General features: G+C 57.6%; 19 protein-coding genes and 1 pseudogene. 12 read left to right on the top strand and 8 right to left on the bottom strand.

Features of this window, described 5'->3' with window-relative positions; translation table 11 throughout:
• Positions 1-226 precede the first annotated feature (226 nt).
• From O0881_RS11865 to O0881_RS11855, 3 genes and pseudogenes are all read left to right on the top strand, one after another.
• Positions 227-604 (top strand): annotated as a pseudogene (locus O0881_RS11865) (tyrosine-type recombinase/integrase); the annotation flags it as partial.
• A 102-nt stretch (positions 605-706) separates the two neighbouring features.
• On the top strand, positions 707-1,738 hold the full coding sequence (locus O0881_RS11860) for a hypothetical protein (RefSeq protein ID WP_289911385.1): 1,032 nt from the start codon (positions 707-709) through the stop codon (positions 1,736-1,738).
• Between the two features lie 212 nt (positions 1,739-1,950).
• Complete coding sequence (locus O0881_RS11855) at positions 1,951-2,286, top strand: FKBP-type peptidyl-prolyl cis-trans isomerase (protein WP_099666646.1); 336 nt, start codon at positions 1,951-1,953, stop codon at positions 2,284-2,286.
• Between the two features lie 16 nt (positions 2,287-2,302).
• On the opposite strand, the gene O0881_RS11850 is transcribed toward O0881_RS11855, so the two are convergent.
• The gene (locus tag O0881_RS11850; protein ID WP_289911384.1) at positions 2,303-2,779 is read right to left on the bottom strand and encodes a DUF2726 domain-containing protein; all 477 of its coding nucleotides are present in this window, start codon (positions 2,777-2,779) and stop codon (positions 2,303-2,305) included.
• A gap of 97 nt (positions 2,780-2,876) precedes the next feature.
• On the bottom strand, positions 2,877-3,590 hold the full coding sequence (locus O0881_RS11845) for a YjjG family noncanonical pyrimidine nucleotidase (protein WP_289911383.1): 714 nt from the start codon (positions 3,588-3,590) through the stop codon (positions 2,877-2,879).
• Positions 3,591-3,721: 131 nt separating this feature from the next.
• Here O0881_RS11845 and O0881_RS11840 point away from each other — a divergent pair, with 131 nt between their 5' ends.
• Entirely contained in the window at positions 3,722-4,447 is a 726-nt protein-coding gene (locus O0881_RS11840; RefSeq protein WP_289911382.1) for a pyridoxine 5'-phosphate synthase, read from the top strand.
• Positions 4,448-4,452: 5 nt separating this feature from the next.
• Positions 4,453-4,965 (top strand): DUF2947 family protein, encoded by a 513-nt coding sequence (locus O0881_RS11835; protein ID WP_289911381.1) that lies wholly within the window; start codon positions 4,453-4,455, stop codon positions 4,963-4,965.
• Positions 4,966-5,032: 67 nt separating this feature from the next.
• Here O0881_RS11835 and O0881_RS11830 read toward each other — a convergent pair whose 3' ends face one another.
• Genes O0881_RS11830 through O0881_RS11820 form a run of 3 tightly spaced genes read right to left on the bottom strand, consistent with a single transcriptional unit; the run spans position 5,033 to position 6,410 of the window.
• Positions 5,033-5,425 (bottom strand): STY0301 family protein, encoded by a 393-nt coding sequence (locus O0881_RS11830; RefSeq protein WP_251351725.1) that lies wholly within the window; start codon positions 5,423-5,425, stop codon positions 5,033-5,035.
• Complete coding sequence (locus O0881_RS11825) at positions 5,422-5,883, bottom strand: BPSL0067 family protein (RefSeq protein ID WP_251351724.1); 462 nt, start codon at positions 5,881-5,883, stop codon at positions 5,422-5,424. Before O0881_RS11825 ends, O0881_RS11830 begins: the two co-directional genes overlap by 4 nt.
• Before the next feature lie 32 nt (positions 5,884-5,915).
• A complete protein-coding gene (locus O0881_RS11820; protein WP_099666653.1) occupies positions 5,916-6,410 on the bottom strand; it encodes a DUF4265 domain-containing protein in 495 nt (164 codons plus the stop codon).
• Positions 6,411-6,529: 119 nt separating this feature from the next.
• Here O0881_RS11820 and O0881_RS11815 point away from each other — a divergent pair, with 119 nt between their 5' ends.
• Positions 6,530-6,946 (top strand): GFA family protein, encoded by a 417-nt coding sequence (locus O0881_RS11815; protein WP_289911380.1) that lies wholly within the window; start codon positions 6,530-6,532, stop codon positions 6,944-6,946.
• A gap of 11 nt (positions 6,947-6,957) precedes the next feature.
• On the opposite strand, the gene O0881_RS11810 is transcribed toward O0881_RS11815, so the two are convergent.
• Positions 6,958-7,563 carry a glutathione S-transferase gene (locus O0881_RS11810; protein ID WP_289911379.1) on the bottom strand — a complete coding sequence of 202 codons (606 nt, stop codon included), beginning with the start codon at positions 7,561-7,563 and terminating at the stop codon, positions 6,958-6,960.
• A gap of 68 nt (positions 7,564-7,631) precedes the next feature.
• Positions 7,632-8,351, bottom strand: coding sequence for a Crp/Fnr family transcriptional regulator (locus tag O0881_RS11805; RefSeq protein WP_035828139.1), 720 nt, complete (start codon positions 8,349-8,351; stop codon positions 7,632-7,634).
• A gap of 550 nt (positions 8,352-8,901) precedes the next feature.
• Between O0881_RS11805 and O0881_RS11800 the strand changes: the two genes are divergently transcribed.
• Positions 8,902-10,587 (top strand): methyl-accepting chemotaxis protein, encoded by a 1,686-nt coding sequence (locus O0881_RS11800; protein WP_289911378.1) that lies wholly within the window; start codon positions 8,902-8,904, stop codon positions 10,585-10,587.
• A gap of 12 nt (positions 10,588-10,599) precedes the next feature.
• Here the strand turns inward: O0881_RS11800 and O0881_RS11795 are convergent, their stop codons facing one another.
• Positions 10,600-10,818, bottom strand: coding sequence for an oxidoreductase-like domain-containing protein (locus O0881_RS11795; RefSeq protein WP_099666657.1), 219 nt, complete (start codon positions 10,816-10,818; stop codon positions 10,600-10,602).
• Positions 10,819-11,190: 372 nt separating this feature from the next.
• Here O0881_RS11795 and O0881_RS11790 point away from each other — a divergent pair, with 372 nt between their 5' ends.
• The 5 genes from O0881_RS11790 to O0881_RS11770 all read left to right on the top strand — a co-directional run bounded on the left by O0881_RS11790 (position 11,191) and on the right by O0881_RS11770 (position 17,809).
• A complete protein-coding gene (locus O0881_RS11790) occupies positions 11,191-12,741 on the top strand; it encodes a DEAD/DEAH box helicase (RefSeq protein ID WP_289911377.1) in 1,551 nt (516 codons plus the stop codon).
• Positions 12,742-13,956: 1,215 nt separating this feature from the next.
• Positions 13,957-14,967 carry a UDP-N-acetylglucosamine 4,6-dehydratase (inverting) gene (gene pseB / locus O0881_RS11785; RefSeq protein ID WP_230539901.1) on the top strand — a complete coding sequence of 337 codons (1,011 nt, stop codon included), beginning with the start codon at positions 13,957-13,959 and terminating at the stop codon, positions 14,965-14,967.
• Between the two features lie 9 nt (positions 14,968-14,976).
• Complete coding sequence (gene pseC / locus O0881_RS11780; protein ID WP_289911487.1) at positions 14,977-16,134, top strand: UDP-4-amino-4,6-dideoxy-N-acetyl-beta-L-altrosamine transaminase; 1,158 nt, start codon at positions 14,977-14,979, stop codon at positions 16,132-16,134.
• Positions 16,131-17,033 (top strand): aldo/keto reductase, encoded by a 903-nt coding sequence (locus O0881_RS11775; protein ID WP_289911376.1) that lies wholly within the window; start codon positions 16,131-16,133, stop codon positions 17,031-17,033. Before pseC ends, O0881_RS11775 begins: the two co-directional genes overlap by 4 nt.
• Complete coding sequence (locus O0881_RS11770; protein ID WP_289911375.1) at positions 17,030-17,809, top strand: glycosyltransferase family protein; 780 nt, start codon at positions 17,030-17,032, stop codon at positions 17,807-17,809. Before O0881_RS11775 ends, O0881_RS11770 begins: the two co-directional genes overlap by 4 nt.
• Position 17,810 lies beyond the last annotated feature (1 nt).

Genomic DNA, 17,810 nt, shown 5'->3' with positions numbered 1-17,810 from the left:
TGGGGCTTTTTTTATGCGCGAGACAATCACCTCATAGTTTTGTGACTCGGGCATGCTAGCCGGATTTGCCACCAACTTCATCTTTATAACGATACGGGGCGCATAAGAGGTGCTGCGCACTTTGCCTGCCGTTCTGTGTTTGTAATTAAGTACGCTACAGGTCATTATCGTTGTTCAATGTGGCTATGGTTGAGCTTGTGTCTGAATGGCGGACTTGACCCTGCCATCCGTTGTGGTGCCTCTCAATGATGATGCTATGCGTGTGCTTACATTGCAGCATGGCCGTCACGCTGTGCGCGTTTTTACATACAATGGTGAGCCTGTAATTGCCGCTACAACGGCAGCTTGGTATAAGGCGCTTAAGCGCTGTGGTATTGATGATTTTCGTTGGCATGACTTGCGGCATACGTGGGCCAGTGGGCATGTGCAGCAAGGTACGCCATTGCATGTATTGCAGGAGCTAGGTGGTTGGCAGTCGGTTCAGATGGTGAGACAGTATGCGCATTTTTCGGCGGAGCATTTGGCTGCTCACGCTGCCAATTTTCCGGTGCTGATTAGTGGGGGTGCTAAAATTAACTCGGTATGTTCCGCCGTCTCGGCGTGATTGGATTGATGATGTATCTCACTGAGAGTTCCTTTTTTTGGTTTCAGTTTTCCCATAGTATTTATTATTTTTATAATTTTTACTACTTTAAAGAATATACCTATGACAGACGTAATAAGAATCGAAACGGCGGATAATGCCATTACTATGCCGGTTGACAAAAAAATATTAGTGGATTTTATTTCTGGTTTGTTGGGGCAGCCACAAACATTGGAGCGCCAGTTTCAAACTGCTTTTTCAATTGATCATGCATGGTTAATTCACTTTTGCTCATTGATTAATCAACGTATTAGCCAACAGAATTCCCCTGATCCTCTATCTTTTAAAGCTAATATTTATTATGAAAATGGGATTAAGAGGGTTGTTTCGTCATTCGCTGCATTTGAGCATTTTGCGGAAACTCAAAATATTATTTGTAAAGCGGTTAAGATTAGCATGAGTCTTTTGATTCAGTTTCCAGGGAAGACTATTCCTGAGAAGCAGGATTTGGTTTTTTGGTTTGAAACAAGTCCTAACATAGAACATTATTTGGGGCGTTTTATAGGTGTGGCAAGTAAAGAGTCTACTGGGATTATTGATGTAGAGATTCGACATACAGAGAGAACCTGGGCGGATGATATGTTTCGACTAATTTTGGATGAAATTAATTCTATTGCGGTTTCTGAAAATAGACTAAAAAAATGGTTGCGAACTAAAGTTTTCGCACTCTATTCTCTGATTTTTCCAATTGTTATGCTTTGTATGCTTGGTGTCGGATCTTGGGGGAAGCAGAAAAATGCTGATATCCTAAAGGAGAAGATGGATGTTTTGATAAAAGGCAATCAATTGGGGTTGCCTGAGCTGCACGAAAAAATGAACGTGTTGTTGGGCTATTCATATGAAAATAATTCTCAACAATTTGCGGGGATAGCTATTTTTATTGGTTTGTGTTTGGGGATGGCAATTATTTTTTATATTGGAACTCAGCTCGTTAAGCCAAGTCCATCCTTCGTGGTCATGTCTAAGGCAACTGAAAAATATAGAGATGAGACGTTGAAGGGTCTTCAAAAGAAAAATTATATATTTATTGGTACAATGATTCTTACAGTTGCTTTGGGATTAACAAGTAATTTTTTGTACGACAAAATTAAGTAGTATTTAGTGGTAATTTTTTTCGTGCGGATAACTCATCCGGTTCGCTTGATTTTGGTAGTGAATGTGTCTCATAATCCGTTGATACCGTGTTCGACTCACGCGAGGCCCACCAGAATTTGCAGCATTGATTGAAGCCCCGGCGGGTAACTGCCGGGGCTTTTTTCGTGCTGTCGTACAATCGCGGCATTGCGATTTATCAAGGATGAAATGAGATGACGGCTGAAGTGAAGATGGACGATATCGTGGTGGGCGATGGCAAGGCGGCGGCGCGCGGTGCGTTGATTACGGCCCATTACCGGGGCTGGCTGGAAGATGGCACGGAGTTTGACTCGTCGCACAAGCGGGGTGAGCCTTTTCGCTGCGTGTTGAGCAATAACAAGGTCATCCAGGGCTGGATTCTGGGTTTGCATGGCATGCAGGTGGGCGGTAAGCGCAAGCTGTGGGTACCGGCGGCGCTGGCGTATGGCGAGCGGCAGGTGGGCTTGATTCCGCCAAACTCCAATTTGGTCTTCGAGATTGAATTGCTGGAAGTGCTGACGCGCGATTGATGTTTGGATGGTGTCATCAGACCGATACGACGCTGGCTTTTTTCAGCAGCAGTTGCTCGACATCGGCGCGCAGCGCCTGCTGCGTAGGGAAGTTGGCATAGCGCAAGGTGACGTAGCCGGCCAGCCTGAGCATGGCGTCGCGCTCCCTGTCCTGGCGCTCGCGGCCGTTGTGGCTGCTGTCGTCGAGCTCGATCACGGCGATGACGTTCAGTTGCTGGCTGCACAGAACAAAATCGGCCACCTTGCGGTCGAAACGGTTTCTGTTCGCCCATCCCTTCGCCGTCACCAGCGCGGAAAACGCCACTTGCGCCAGCACCGTGCATTCCGGCAAGGCTGTCTGCAGCAGGTGGTACATCTTCTGCTCGCGTGCCGTCATGACGGGTTTTCTGTGCAGCCGCAGCGGCGCACGGGACTTCGCGTTTCCGCGCACGGCCAGCATGGCAAAGAGCAGGAGCAAGGCCGCGATGGCGAGCAGGACGGTGTAGGAAGGCATGGGCAGGCATCAGGATGGACGAATCCTGATGGTACGCGAACTGCGGCGTGTTTTCGTGCCGCTGCCGGCGTATTTCAGGTGCAGCCTTTGTTGAAGATCAAGCCTGTTTCAAGTTGATCTGCATCACGTCCAGCGCTGGGACAATGTCTTGCAGGCTGGCTACTTCATAGGTAGGGATGGCGGCCGACGTATTGGCCATGCTGTCCGGGTTGAACCAGCAACTGTCGATGCCGTAGCGGTTGGCGCCCAGGATGTCGGCGTCCAGCCGGTCGCCGATGATGATGGTCGTATCCTTGCTGAAGGCGCGCGCCATGTTGGCCGCGTATTCGAAGAAACGCACGTCCGGCTTGGCGTGGCCGCACGCTTCGGAGGTGGCGACGAAGGAAATGTAGTCGCCCAGGCCGGAGGCGGCGATGCGGCGGTTCTGGATGGACTCGACGCCGTTGGTGATGATGCCCACTTCGCCGATACGCGACAAGGTTTCGCACACTTGTTTGGCGCCATCGATGAGCACGACCGTGTCCGGCAGGGAATCCAGATACAGCCGGCTGGCCAGTTCCGGGTCGATGGCGATGTCGTTCAGTGCAAACGTCTTGCGGAAGCGCTCCACCTTCAGGAAATCCTTGCTCACGTCACCCGTTTCGAAACGTTTCCACAGGTCGACGTTGATCGCCTGGTATTGGGAAAACAAGCCGTCGATGCCGTCGCGCAAGCCCAGTTCGTGCATGGTGTGCAGGAACGAGCGTTTTTCGGACGCCCGGAAGTCGAGCAGGGTATCGTCCAGGTCAAACAGGAATAATTTGTATTTCATGGCGTGTTGTTGAAAGCGTGGAAATCTATCTTGCATCGTAGCACGTAGCGCTGAGTTCGGTTGGTCGTGCCCTGCGCGGGCGATCCGCTACAATCGCTGCCACACCTGTTACCCTCATTCCATACCCGCACATGACCCAGCTCTCCGTCAACGTCAATAAAATCGCCTTGCTGCGCAATTCGCGCGGCCGTAACTTCCCGGACCTGCTCGCGTTTTCCGCGCGCTTTCTCGACCTGGGCGCCGCCGGCATCACTTTGCACCCGCGCCCTGACCAGCGCCATGCGCGCTACGACGATGTTGCCCCATTGCAGCGCCTGTGCACGGAACGGGGGCGCGAGCTGAATGTGGAGGGGTATCCGACGGCGGAATTTCTGGAAATAGTGAAAAGTGCGCGCCCGGCCCAATGCACGCTGGTGCCGGACATGCCGGGGCAATTGACGTCCGATCACGGCTGGGACATCGAACAGCACGCAGCGCTGTTGCGTCCCGTCATTGCGGAATTGAATGACCTGGGCATCCGCGTCAGCCTGTTTGTCGATGCCGACTACCCGGCGCTGGAATGGGCGCGTGAAGTGGGCGCGGCGCGGGTCGAGCTGTACACGGAGCGGTTTGCCGAAAGCCATGGCAGCGAGCATGGCGATGCCGTATTCGATACCTATCTGCAGGCGGCGCGGCGGGCGCAGGCGCTGGGTCTGGGTGTGAATGCCGGGCATGATCTCGATCTGCACAACCTGGCGCGCTTCCTGGACATTCCCGGCATCCTGGAAGTGTCGATCGGCCACGCGTTGGTGGTCGAGTGCATCGAGCAGGGCATGGACAAGGTGTTGCGCCGCTACCTTGAGATATGTCAATCCTAGGAGTCTTGGACGACGACGCTGGCCGGCCGCTGCAACCTGACGCGGACTGGCCGTTTTTCGATGCCGATTTCTCCATCCCCGCACAGATGCGGGCGCAAGTGCAAGCGCTGACGCCCCACGCCGCGGCGCAGTTGTGGGCGCGCCATGTGTCGGCCCAGCCCGATGAAACGCACCCGATGCAGTTGCGCGATGGACACCGCCTGCAGCCAACGGTATCGGGGCCGGACTGGCTGGCCGAGTTTGATGCCGTTTCCAGCGAGCACCCGGCGCAATCGGGACGCGTGGCCGCCTTTCTCGCTTCCCACTTTCACGCTGCCGGGGCGGCCCCCGTCCTGTTCATGGTCAGCCGGGAGCGCGCCTATGCGCTGACACCCGCCGCGCTTGCCGCATGCTGGCCTTGCTTGCTGGCCATTTCCGATGAAAGTCCCTTGCTGTACCAGCCAGTGACCGGCAAGTTCGTCTGGTGCCGGCCGCATGGGGCGCTGGCGGGTGGCGAGGACAAGCTGCAGTCCGTTTAACCGGAACGATAGACTCATGCGTTCATTCGGTAGCGGTATCGACTGCGCTGAATGCCAGGCGCGTTGTCTAATTGCACTGAAACCTGACCATTTTCGTTCGCTGTGCAATGGCTGCGACGCACTGTTTGACGCCTGGCAATGCCATGCGCAGGTAGCGTTCGGTACCCGCATACAGGCAGTCCACCTGAAACAGATACTCGGGCGCATCAAAATTGATGTCCCAGCGTTGATGCAAGGTGCCGTTGCGTGTCCATTCCTTGTCCGGGGCCAGGATAGGCAAGGCTTCGCCAGCTGCTGGCGGCTGATCCGACGGATAGGACAGCACGCGTACGCCATCGAGTTTGCTGGCCGGCAGGTTCCAGCTTGAGGGAGGTGCTTGCGGGCAAGAAAGGGGGACTGCGGCAGCTGGCCGCATCGCCGCGGCAGCGATGGTCAATGCCAACAGTGCGAGCAGCTTCATTCCACTACCGAATAGAGTTCGGGACGATTCGATGCCCCGGCCGCCGAACGCCCAAAGTAGATCACGCGGGCGCTGGGCTTGTGGTGACGCCACTGGTCGAAAATTTCTATGCCGCCAGGTACCTGGCGGATGAACAGCGCCGCATGATTGCCCTGCCGCAGATTCTGATAGCGGCCATTGACGAAGGTGGCAATCAGCGTGCCTTTCGCGATGCCGCCGTGTTCCAGCAGGTCCGGCACTTTGTCACCTTCGCGCCAAAGCGAAGAGGCACGGGCGCCGGTGAGGCGCCTTGCCAGCGTGACACACTCGCCATTTCCCACGATTTCTTTTTGCTTCGCATAGTCGGCGCGCGCAATGTAGGGCATATCGTTGCTCTCTGTGGTTGACGATAGAGAGAGCGTATGCAAGGCGCGGGCAAGCAGCTTGATGTGTGCCAGAGCAATACAGAACATTGACATGTGTCATGGCTCCGCCTGGTGCACGGACAACCTTACATATCCACCCACCAGTTGAGCAAGGTTTCATCATCGTCGTCATCGAGGTTGACGTAGATATTGGCGAAGTACCATTCCACGCCCGTCGCTTCGCGGAAGGCGTCAAAGGGACCGTTGACGTTGTAGATGCCATGGTGGCCCGGCACGCTGAAGGTGAGGTTGCCCTTGTACTGGCCATCCAGGGTGCCGCCCAGCTGGCTTTGCACGTCGCGCTCGAGCTGGTCCACTGCCTCTTGCGACACGTCGTCGGCGTCGTAGATATGGATGCAGAAGTTGCCACCGCGCTTCAGTACTTCGGCGGGGGCGAGCGGGTCGGCGATGTTGACGATGTCGCCGCGCGCCAGGTTCAGGGTCAGGCCGGGCGAGGCCAGCAGTTCGTAGACGTGCTCGTCGATCTGGCGCGCCGGCAGGGTTTCATAGACGGGACCGCTGGTGTTTTCGCCTGCCAGTACGCGGATGTGCGGCAAGCCTTCGCAATTGATGTCTTCCATTTATTCTTTCATAGTGCCGGCGCCGCGTACTTTGGGCTGCGCCAGGGGGGATTATGGCAATATTGTACCGGGTACGTATCTGCTGGCAGGGCACGCAACGGTGCAAACGAGGAGAAGCGATGGAGAATGTGGTGCAAACAGGCGGCTGTCTGTGTGGCGCGGTGCGCTTTGAAGTGACAGGCGAGGGCAGCAATCCGCACAGCTGTTCCTGCCGCAATTGCCAGCAGCATACGGGCGCGCCGACGGTGGCGTGGGTGGAGTTTGCGCGCGATCAAGTGCGCTGGACGGGTACGGCCGGTGCACCGGCAACATACCGTTCTTCCGAGTATTCCAGCCGGGCATTTTGCGCCGCGTGCGGCAGTTCCGTCGGCGCCATCGATGATGCGCCGACGGTGGCCTTGCTGGTGGGCAGTTTTGATGATCCTGCCCGGGCGGCCTTTGCGCCCGACTATCACGCGTTTGACGATGTCAGGCCGGGCTGGTGGCACTTCTATCCGGCCGCCGCTGTACCCGGGCCGGGCGGCGCAGGCAAATAGCCTCCGGCGCGTCAGACTGGCGGCGTGGCCAGGAAGGCGGGCAGGGTTTCCGCCGAGCGCGTGTAGGCATGGATGGCCGGGTAATCGCTGGGCTTGACGATATCGGGCGTTTCCAGCTGGGCGAAGCTCCAGCCGACGGCGATGGTCACGCCCGCCTGGTCGATATTGCCCGTCTCGCCAGGCAGGGGCAGGTGCGCGCATTCCTGTTCCAGCGCGTTCCAGGCGGCATGCAGTTGCATGCTGACCCGTTCCAGCCACGGCGCGTGTTGCTTGTCGAGCGGACGCAGCTTGCGTTCGTAGACGATCTGCACGGCTTTTTCATAGGCGGCCAGGGCCAGGCCCGTCAGGCGCAGCGCGCGCACGCTGTCGGCGAGGGCGGGGACGGCGGTGTCCGGACGCAGCAGCGACAGATATTGCAGGATCAAGGTGGAATCCATCAGCACTTGCCCGTCGTCCAGGACCAGGGTTGGCACCTTGATGACGGGGTTGATCTCGCGCACGGCATCCATGTTGCGGAACACGGATAGCGGCAAGTGCTCGTAGGAAATTCCCTGCAGTTGCAAACAGATGGCGACCCTGCGCACATAAGGCGAGTCGAGCATGCCGATCAGTTTCATGGCCAGTCTCCGGAGTAGTCAGGAGTATCTACGATACCCGCTTGCCTGCCCGCTGGCCAGCGTCGTGCTTAATTGTGTGCGCTGATGCCGCTGCGGAATTGTTCGAAACCGGCGCGGGCTGCCTTGTAGCAATTGCCGGCGGCCGCTTCCAGGCCTTCGCGGTCGAGCACTTCGACCGTGCCGCGGCGGTACTGGATCAAGCCTTCGTCCTGCAGCTTGCGGGCCGTGACGGTGACGCTTTCGCGGCGCACGCCCAGCATGTTGGCCATGGTGTCTTGCGTCACCTTCAGCTCGTTCGACAGCGAACGGTCGAGGCGGTCGAGCAGCCAGCGGCACAGCTTTTGCTCGATGCTGCAATGACGGCCGCCCACCACGTTCTGTGCCATTTGCGCAAACATGGCGCTCGTATAGCGCATCAGCAATTGCGCCAGCGCGCCGCCTTCATTGAACACTTCGCGCAGGAAGGCCGTTTTCAGGCGGTAACCGTAGCCGGCCGTTTGTACGATGGCCGTGCAGGTGGCGCGCTCGGCTTCGTACAGCACCACGCCGGCCACGCCTTCGCGGCCGATGACGGCGATCTCGGTGGTGGCGCCGTCTTCCATCACATACAGCAGGGAAACGATGGCGTTGGTGGGGAAGTACGTGTATTCAATCTTGCCGCCACAGTCGAACAGGTGCTTGCCGGCAGGCAAAGCGACCAATTCCAGTTGGCAAAACAGGCGCTCCAGATCGGCGCGCGACAAGGCGCGCAGCAATTCGTTCTGTTGCGCGCCCGTGATGCTGATCATGGGCGTGGCGGGAGCGGCTTGCCAGTTGTGCTGGACGGCGGCGTGGGTATTCGTTGCTGGTGTCAGGTTGCTATAAGCTTTGTACATGGTAGGGCCTCGTCTTCTGATTTTGTTGGATGGCGCTGCTTTTCTGGCTTGCTAGCGTTGTGCTGAATCTTGTATCCACTATAGAACCGGGGGCTGCGCACGGGCATCGGATGAGCCGACGCGCTTATGTAGGCTAGGAACATTGCCTCGTGTCATCCGACTCCTACGCCTGTTCCTGCATTTTTCCCTGTGGAAACAGCCGCACTTGGGCAAAAATACGCCGCGCTATCCGCGAACTTTGGCCGCATGCCGCGATCAAACCACTCTGCGTCTGGTGCGACGGTGATAAAATGTTGCACTGCGGAAATTTGGTTTGTGCCGGTATGAGTTGCTGCACTTGCTCTCCACCACGGCTCCCTTTCCCGCAGCCTGCCCTCACTGCGCGCGCCGTGCCTTTGCCAGCGCGCGGCTGTCTTGTCCCGCGGTCTTGTCCCGTTTACCCGTTTATGAAGGAAAGCAACGCATGAAATGGTTTTTTGATTTGAAAATTGCCACCAAGCTGATCTTGTCGTTTGGCGCCGTGCTGCTGTTGACGGCCGTGCTGGGCGTATCGGCGATCTTTTCCATGGCGCGCATCAATACCGCGTCGACGGATCTGTCTGATAATTGGATGCCCAGCGTGCTGGCGGCCATGTCCATGCGCAGCGACGTCAGCGATTTCCGCCGCTGGGAACTGGCGCACATGCTGGCCGCACAGGATGCCGACATGGCGCAGAATGAAACGCGCATGACGGAAACGCAGGCCAAGCTGAAGGTGGACGGCGACAAGTACCGCAGCCTGATTTCGGAACCGGGCGAGAAGGAAGTGTTCGAGCGCTTCCTGGCGCTCAACGATGAATTCATGCGCCTGCACGCAACCATGCTGAGCCTGTCGCGCGAGATGAAAAAGGAAGAGGCGCGCGCGCTGGCCGTGGGGCCGTCGGCCCAGGTCATGACGGACATGATGACGGTCCTCGATAAACTGGTGTCGATCAATACGGATGGCGGCGTGCGCTCGAGCGCCAGCGCCGACGCAACCTATGCGGCCTCGCGCGCCAGCCTGATCGGCTTGCTGGTAGGCATCGTCGTCATCGGCATGCTGCTGGCGCTGTGGGGAGCGCGCAGCGTGGCGCGTCCGCTGATCGCGGCCGTCGGCGTGGCGCGCCAGGTGGCGGCCGGCGATTTGACGGCGCATATCGTTGTGCAATCGCAAGACGAAACGGGGCAGTTGATGCAGGCCTTGAAAGACATGAATGCCAGCCTGCAGACGCTGGTGGGCCAGGTACGCAGCGGCACGGATACCATCGCCACGGCGTCGAGCCAGATTGCCGCCGGCAACCAGGATTTGTCGTCGCGTACGGAAGAGCAGGCCAGTTCGCTGGAAGAAACAGCCTCGTCGATGGAAGAGCTGACGTCGACCGTGAAGCAGAATGCGGACAATGCGCGCCAGGCCAACACCATGGCGCTGACCTCGTCGAGCATCGCCATCGAGGGCGGCAAGGTGGTCGGCGAAGTGGTGGGCACGATGGCGTCGATCAATGCTTCATCGCGCAAGATTGTCGACATCATCGCCGTCATCGACGGCATTGCTTTCCAAACCAATATCCTGGCCCTGAATGCGGCCGTCGAGGCGGCGCGCGCGGGCGAACAGGGGCGCGGCTTTGCCGTCGTCGCCACGGAAGTGCGCAACCTGGCGCAACGCTCGGCCGCCGCGGCCAAGGATATCAAGGTCCTCATCGGCGATTCGGTCGAGAAAGTCGAGGCGGGATCGAAACTGGTGGACCAGGCGGGCCGCACGATGGATGACATCGTTGCCAGCATCACCCGCGTGACGGACATCATGAGCGAGATCACGGCCGCCAGCAGCGAGCAGAGCGCCGGTATCGAGCAGGTGAACCAGGCCATCGCCCAGATGGACCAGGTGACGCAGCAAAATGCGGCCCTGGTGGAAGAGGCGGCGGCAGCGGCCGAATCGATGCAGGAGCAGGCCGCCAGCCTGAGCGCCGTGGTCAGCATCTTCAAGCTCGACGCGGCCAGCACCTTTGCAACCGGGCCGCGCGCGCCCGCCGCCGTCAAGGCGCCGGCAGCCGTGGAACCGGCAGCGGCGCCGCGTCAACTGGCCAGCACGGCGCGACGTGCCGCGCCAGTGGATGAGTGGGAAAGCTTTTAATTAAGTAAGAAATTAAGCGCGCTTGCGCGCTTTCCTGACGCCCTGGGTGGCGGGTGCGGCCGCGGCTTGCTGACGCTGTTGCCACGCCCTCAGGGCCTCTTCGTAGGCGGCCAGGTCTTCCTGGTACATTTCCAGAATGCAAAAGGTGCAGCCGCTGTGGCAGCACTCGTCATTGCCCGGTTTGCTGGGCGCTTGCGGTGGCGGATCGTGGGGCAGAGGCGGGGTGGGCATGGTGAGGGCAGGGGGCGGCGGAAGAGGCATCGGAGCTGGCATCGAAGTTGCCATCATACGGCATCCCGGCGGGCCTTTGCTGGAACGCTTTTTGCTCAAAAATCACGGTTTCCGTGTACAGTTGCGGTGAATTAGGGTATCGTTTACAGCACTGATATTGTATCTTCTGCGCGCGATGTTCCGCCGGCGCGATCTCCGCCGCCATCGCAGCACATCTCTTCGACGCTCCCGCATACGCCCTACAGCATGTCCCGGAGCACGGAGGTGCCGCAAGAACAATGATCCATGGCTTGCACGGAGCTGCCTGTGCCCCGAAATGTTGTTTATTGAGAAAGCATGGCTTCCGCAGTGCGGAGGCACACCAGAAAATTTATGTCTGAAACCGAATCGACTCCTACGCCCAGCCCGGCGATTGCCCCTGAAGCGGCGCCCGCCGCCGCTACGCCTGCACCAGCACCTGCCGCATCCGCTGCTCCCAGCCTGACTTTTGCCGACTTTGGCCTCGCGCCTGAAATCCAGCGCGCACTGACCGACCAGGGTTACACCCATCCGACACCGATCCAGGAACAAGCGATCCCCGTGGTGCTGCAAGGCCGCGATGTGATGGGTGCCGCGCAGACGGGTACCGGCAAGACAGCCGGTTTCTCTTTGCCGATCATCCAGTTGCTGATGGCGCATGCCAGCAGCAGCATGTCGCCGGCGCGCCACCCGGTGCGCGCGCTGATCCTGACGCCAACGCGTGAACTGGCGGTGCAGGTGGCCGAAAACGTCAAGGCTTACGCCAAGCATACGCCGCTGCGTTCGACCGTCGTCTTCGGCGGCATGGACATGAAGCCGCAAACCGTCATCCTGCGCGGTGGCGTGGAAATCGTCATCGCCACGCCGGGCCGCTTGCTCGACCATATCGAGCAAAAGAACATCAGCCTGAGCCAGGTGCAGATGCTGGTCATGGATGAAGCGGACCGCATGCTGGACATGGGCTTCTTGCCGGACTTGCAACGCATCATCAACTTGCTGCCGAAGCAGCGCCAGAACCTGATGTTCTCGGCCACGTTCTCGCCAGAAATCAAGAAGCTGGCTGCCACGTTCCTCAACGATCCGCTGACGATCGAAGTGGCGCGCAGCAACCAGACGGCCGACAAGGTCACGCAAGTGGTGTACAAGGTGACGGAAGACCAGAAGCATGCCCTGGTCGCCCATCTGCTGCGCCAGCGCGACCTGAAGCAGGTCATCGTATTCTCGAATACCAAGATCGGCGCCTCGCGCCTGGCCCGCGTGCTGGAACAGGAAGGCATGAGCGCCACGGCGATTCATGGCGACAAGAGCCAGCAGGAACGCATGGCGGCGCTGGAAGCGTTCAAGAAGGGCGAGATCGACGTGCTGGTGGCCACCGACGTGGCGGCGCGCGGCCTGGATATTTCCGACTTGCCTTGCGTCATCAACTTCGACTTGCCGTACAACGCGGAAGACTATGTGCACCGTATCGGCCGCACGGGCCGCGCCGGCGCCTCGGGCGACGCCATTTCGATCTACTCGGATAAGGACGAGCGCTTGCTGGCCGATATCGAGAAACTCATCAAGCAAAGCATCAAGCGCGGTGAATTGACGGGCTTCAATCCGGCTCCTGCCCGCAGCAGCGACAGCGAGCGCCGTCCGCCGCGCCGCAGCGAAGGCGGCGAGGCGCGTCCTGCGCGTACCCCCGAGAGCCGCCATGCCGGCGAGAGTCGCGACAGCCGCTCCGCCGAGCGCGGTGCGCGTCCCGCCTTTGGTCCCGGCGCCCGCCGCGAAAAGGCCGATCCCTGGTTCCTGAAGCCATATGAGCCCGCCAAGGCAGCAGCCCCGGCTGCCGCCAGCATGGCGCCTGCCGCGGCTAAGCCTAAGCAGAAGGTGGCCGCGTTGCTGGGTGGCTTGTTGAAGCAATAAAGTTTATCGGTCTGTATTCTGGATGGCGCAGGCGCTGGGGCATTGTCCCCAGCGTTTTTTTTTTGATCGCGTGTTGGTGCCTCATGGCGCGCCGCTCCAATGAGCGTGCGCGTAGGGATGGCAGGGCGTTCTTCAGTTGTGGGCTCGGTGCCAATGTGGCATGTGGCGTGACTGGCGTGTTGTCTGTTGGAGTTATTGCTTGTATAAATTTTCGCGTGAAACCTGCAGGCTGTCTTTAAAGATTTGATAGCGTGATATTTCTCTATCACGGGTACGGGCGCATAGAAGACCCGGCTTGCTGCCATGGTCGCAGGAGGTGGGAATTGTTAAGTATTGGCTTGCTTTAAAGCATGTGCGGCAGAATCTGGCATGCAGGGCAAGTATTATAGGCGGTGGCGGTGGCTATGTTGGCGCGTAATTGTGACAAGGTGTAAAACCGTACAAGATGGTTAGAAAATAGGATGCTGTGCATATATCATGCAGGCTTGGAAGGCAGCATCTGGAAATGTCGAAACAGTGTTGGTTGGCTGCGGCGTGCCGTCGCTGGTGTGCAGGGCAGGTGGAAGGCGTTGCTGCTGGGGTACTTCTACCGTGTGGTATGCAGTGTCGAAGCGGGCGGTTAATTGCATTATCACTCATAGCATCATTGCTTGCTTAATTGAGAATATTTCCGCGTGTGGTGCTGCATATTCATGCCGGTGATTTGCTTTATGTTTATCGTTGTTGCGAAGAAATGACGCTGTGGCTGCATGGCGGAGTGTGGTTTTTAGGCGAGAATTTCGTATTTTTAGCAAGACAATAATGGTAAAATGGTGTGACTGTTTTTTAAAAAAGCAATTAGAAATATCTTGTGTCGACATCATTCAGCGCATTCTGATCTCCTTGAATTCACGTCATCTTTGATGTGGGATGATTCATAGATTAGTTGGTTGTCAAAGTGCAAGGTGGCTGGCTGTGTTGCTCGGGCTCTCGATTACTTTGAGCTTGTTACGGTTCCCGTTTTGAGGCACGTCAATTTGTTGCGCTGACCAGGCTAGGGTAAATGTATGTCCGGCTGAGTCTCGGGCAATACCTACCCCCTTCTTTTTCTGGTCGGTGCAATGTGCTACCGAGTATCCCTGATGGATGTGATGCCGATTTGTTAACGATATCGGTGTCTGCTGAGCATGTTGCGTTTATTTAATTCGTTATTCTCATTTAATTAATAATATAAAAATGTTATCAGATAAGTCTATCCTTATTACCGGCGGAACGGGTTCGTTCGGCAAGGCCTTTGTCAAAACCGTGCTGGAACGTTATCCGACCATCAAGCGCCTCGTGGTATTTTCGCGCGATGAACTGAAACAGTTTGAAATGGCGCATGAGTTTTCGGATGAAAAGTATGCTGGTATTCGTTATTTTATCGGCGATATCCGCGATGAAGCCCGCCTGCGACGCGCGCTGGAAGGTATTGATATCGTGATTCATGCTGCTGCGCTGAAGCAAGTGCCAGCAGCGGAATATAATCCGTTCGAATGCATCAAAACCAACGTATTGGGTGCGCAAAACCTGATCGAGGCTTGTCTGGATACCAAAGTGCAGCGTGTGGTTGCGTTGTCTACCGACAAGGCTGCCGCACCGATCAATCTGTACGGCGCTACCAAGCTGTGCTCGGACAAGCTGTTCGTTGCAGCAAATAATATCGTTGGCCATCGCGATCTGCGTTTCAGCGTCGTTCGTTACGGTAACGTAATGGGTAGCCGCGGGTCGGTGATTCCATTCTTCCTCGAGCGCCGCGCGACGGGTGTCTTGCCGATCACCGATACGGCCATGACTCGCTTCAACATCAGTCTGCAAGAAGGCGTGGACATGGTGCTGTGGTCGCTTGAGAACGCCTGGGGCGGCGAAGTGCTGGTGCCGAAGATTCCTTCCTACCGCATCACCGATGTGGCTGAAGCCATTGGTCCTGAATGCAGCTTCCCTGTTGTCGGCGTGCGCCCAGGCGAAAAGATTCATGAGGAAATGATCACTTCCAGCGACAGTTTCAATACCGTTGATATGGGCAAGTATTACGCCATCCTGCCGATGAGCGCCAAGTATTCGACGCAAGAGTATTGCGACAAGATGGGCGCCAAATTGGTGCCGCCGGGTTTCTGCTATGACAGCGGCAGTAATACCGATTTCCTGAGCAAAGAACAATTGCGCGAGTTGATCCAGGCTCACGTTGACCCTACCCATACCGCGTAAAACATGACGATGATTCCTTACGGTCGACAGGATATTTCCGAGGCCGATATTCAGGCTGTCGTCGATGTCTTGCGCTCCGACTTTCTGACGCAGGGGCCGGCAGTGCCGGCGTTTGAGCAAGCGCTGGCGGCATATTGCGGTGTATCCCACGCGATCGCAGTCAATAGCGCCACGAGTGCCTTGCATATCGCATGCCTGGCGTTGGGCGTCGGCCCCGGGGATCTGGTCTGGACCAGTCCAAATACCTTCGTTGCCAGTGCTAATTGCGCCTTGTATTGCGGCGCCGATGTCGACTTTGTCGATATCGATGCGCGCACCTACAACCTGAGCGTGGAGGCGTTGGCGCACAAGCTGGCACAGGCGAAGCTGGCAGGGCGTCTGCCGAAGGTGGTCATCCCCGTGCATTTGACGGGGCAGCCTTGCGACATGCTTGCCATCCATGCATTGGGCCAGGAATACGGCTTCAAGATTATCGAAGATGCTTCGCATGCCATCGGCGGCAAGTATCGTGGCGAAGCTATAGGCAATTGCCGTTACAGCGACATTACCGTCTTCAGTTTTCACCCTGTGAAGATTATTACCAGTGCCGAAGGCGGCATGGCTACCACGCAAGACGCACAGCTGGCGACCAGCCTTCAGCAACTGCGCAGCCATGGCATTACGCGCGACCCTGAACTGATGACACATGCGCCCGATGGCGCATGGTATTACCAGCAGGTCACGCTCGGCTACAACTACCGCATGACAGACATGCAGGCGGCGCTTGGCCTGAGCCAGATGGCGCGGCTCGATGACTTCGTGGCGCACCGTCATGTCATGGCACGCCGCTATGATGCCTTGCTGGCAGAATTTCCTGTCATCACGCCATGGCAGCATCCCGACGGCTATTCGGGCTTGCACCTGTATGTGATCCGCCTGCAGACCGAGCGCTTGACGCAGACGCACCGCGACGTCTTCGATTCCCTGCGCGCGCAATCGATAGGCGTCAATCTGCACTATATTCCTGTGCATATTCAGCCTTACTATGAGGCAAAAGGTTTCAAGCCTGGCGATTTCCCGGAAGCGGAACATTATTATTCGCAAGCCATTAGCCTGCCCATGTATGCCACCTTCACGGAAGAGCAGCAAGACCGCGTTATCGAGGCCTTGCGGAAAGCGCTGAAATGAAAATAGGCTTGGGCGCAGTTCAGTTCGGGCTTGATTATGGTATCGCCAATACGGCAGGCAAGGTAAGCGAAGAGGACGTGGCGGCGATTTTGGCCGCTGCGGCCCAGTTGCAATTGACATTGATCGATACGGCGGCACTGTATGGCGACAGCGAGGCGGTGCTTGGCCGTGCGATGTCGCCTGCCGCGCCTTTCGACATCGTGACCAAGACACCGCAGTTTACCGGTTCGATGGTGAGCGAGGTGGAGGCGCAGCAACTGGAGGACAGCCTGCACGCCTCGCTGCGCAAGCTGCAGCGCCCCAGCGTATATGGCCTGCTGATCCACCGCGTCGACGATTTATTGTTACCCGGCGGAGAGGCGCTGATGGCGCGCATGACGTTGTTGAAGCAGCGGGGTCTGGTCGGCAAGATTGGCGTGTCCGTGTATACCGGTCAGCAGATTGATGCCGTACTGGCACGTTTCCCGATCGACCTGATTCAGCTGCCTGTCAACGTGCTGGACCAGCGTTTGCTGCATAGCGGACATTTGCGCAAATTGAAACAGGCTGGTGTCGAGATCCATGCCCGTTCCGCTTTCCTGCAAGGATTGCTGCTGATGGCTCCCCACGAATTGCCGGCCCATTTTGATGGTGTGCGCGAGCATTTGGCCGCCTATCACCGCTTTATTGCCGGACAAGGTTTGACGCCGCTGCAAGCCGCGCTGGGCTTTGTGACCGGGCTGGACGAGATCGACCAGGTGGTATGTGGCGTCAATTCCAGTGTGCAATTGCAAGAGATATGCGCGGCGGCCGGACACACGGCCGCAGGCGCCGCGCGCGAAAACTATAAGGCGTTTGCGATCAGTGACGAAGCGATCGTCAATCCTGCCTTGTGGCAGCATGCAAAGGGTAAAACATGATATTGGCAATATTGCAAGCTCGTGTTTCGTCGTCGCGGCTGCCAGGCAAGGTGCTCAAGCCCTTGCTGGGCGAGCCGATGCTGCTGCGTCAGATCGAGCGCCTGCGCGACGTGCGCCAGATCGACCAATTGCTGGTGGCAACGAGCCGTGAAGAGTCGGATGACGCCATTGAAGCATTGTGCATAACCAGTGGCATCGCCTGCTTCAGGGGTGATCTGAACGACGTGCTGGAGCGTTTTCACCAGGCGGCGCAAACGTTTTCGCCCGAACATATCGTGCGTTTGACGGCTGATTGCCCGCTGACCGACCCGGCGTTGATCGATGAGGTTATCGCGTTTTATCTGGCCGGCGACTACGACTACGTCAGCAATTGTGTCGAGGCCAGCTACCCGGATGGCCTCGATGTGGAGATTTTCCGCGCCTCCTGCCTGGATGAAGCGTGGCGCGAAGCGCGTCTGCCGTCGCAGCGCGAGCATGTTACGCCGTTCATTCACCAGCAAGCCGAGCGCTATAAGGTGGGCGTGTACCGTAACGCCACGGATTTGTCGCATTTGCGCTGGACTGTGGACGAGCCGAAGGACTTTGAGCTGGTCTCCCTGATTTACGACGCGCTGTATCGGAAAAACACGCGTTTTTCTATGCAGGATGTCCTATCCCTGCTGGAACAGCGCCCCGAATTAGTAAATTGGAACACCATGCATGGACGTAACGAGGGATATCAAAAATCGCTCGACGCCGATGCAGTACCGACTATCCCCCCCACCATAGAGAACTAAT

It is taken from the genome of Janthinobacterium sp. SUN100, assembly GCF_030397705.1.
In the GTDB taxonomy this organism is placed as follows: Bacteria; Pseudomonadota; Gammaproteobacteria; order Burkholderiales; family Burkholderiaceae_D; genus Janthinobacterium; species Janthinobacterium kumbetense.
Note: the sequence above shows the minus strand (reverse complement) of the source record. Positions and strands in the feature narration are given on the sequence as shown.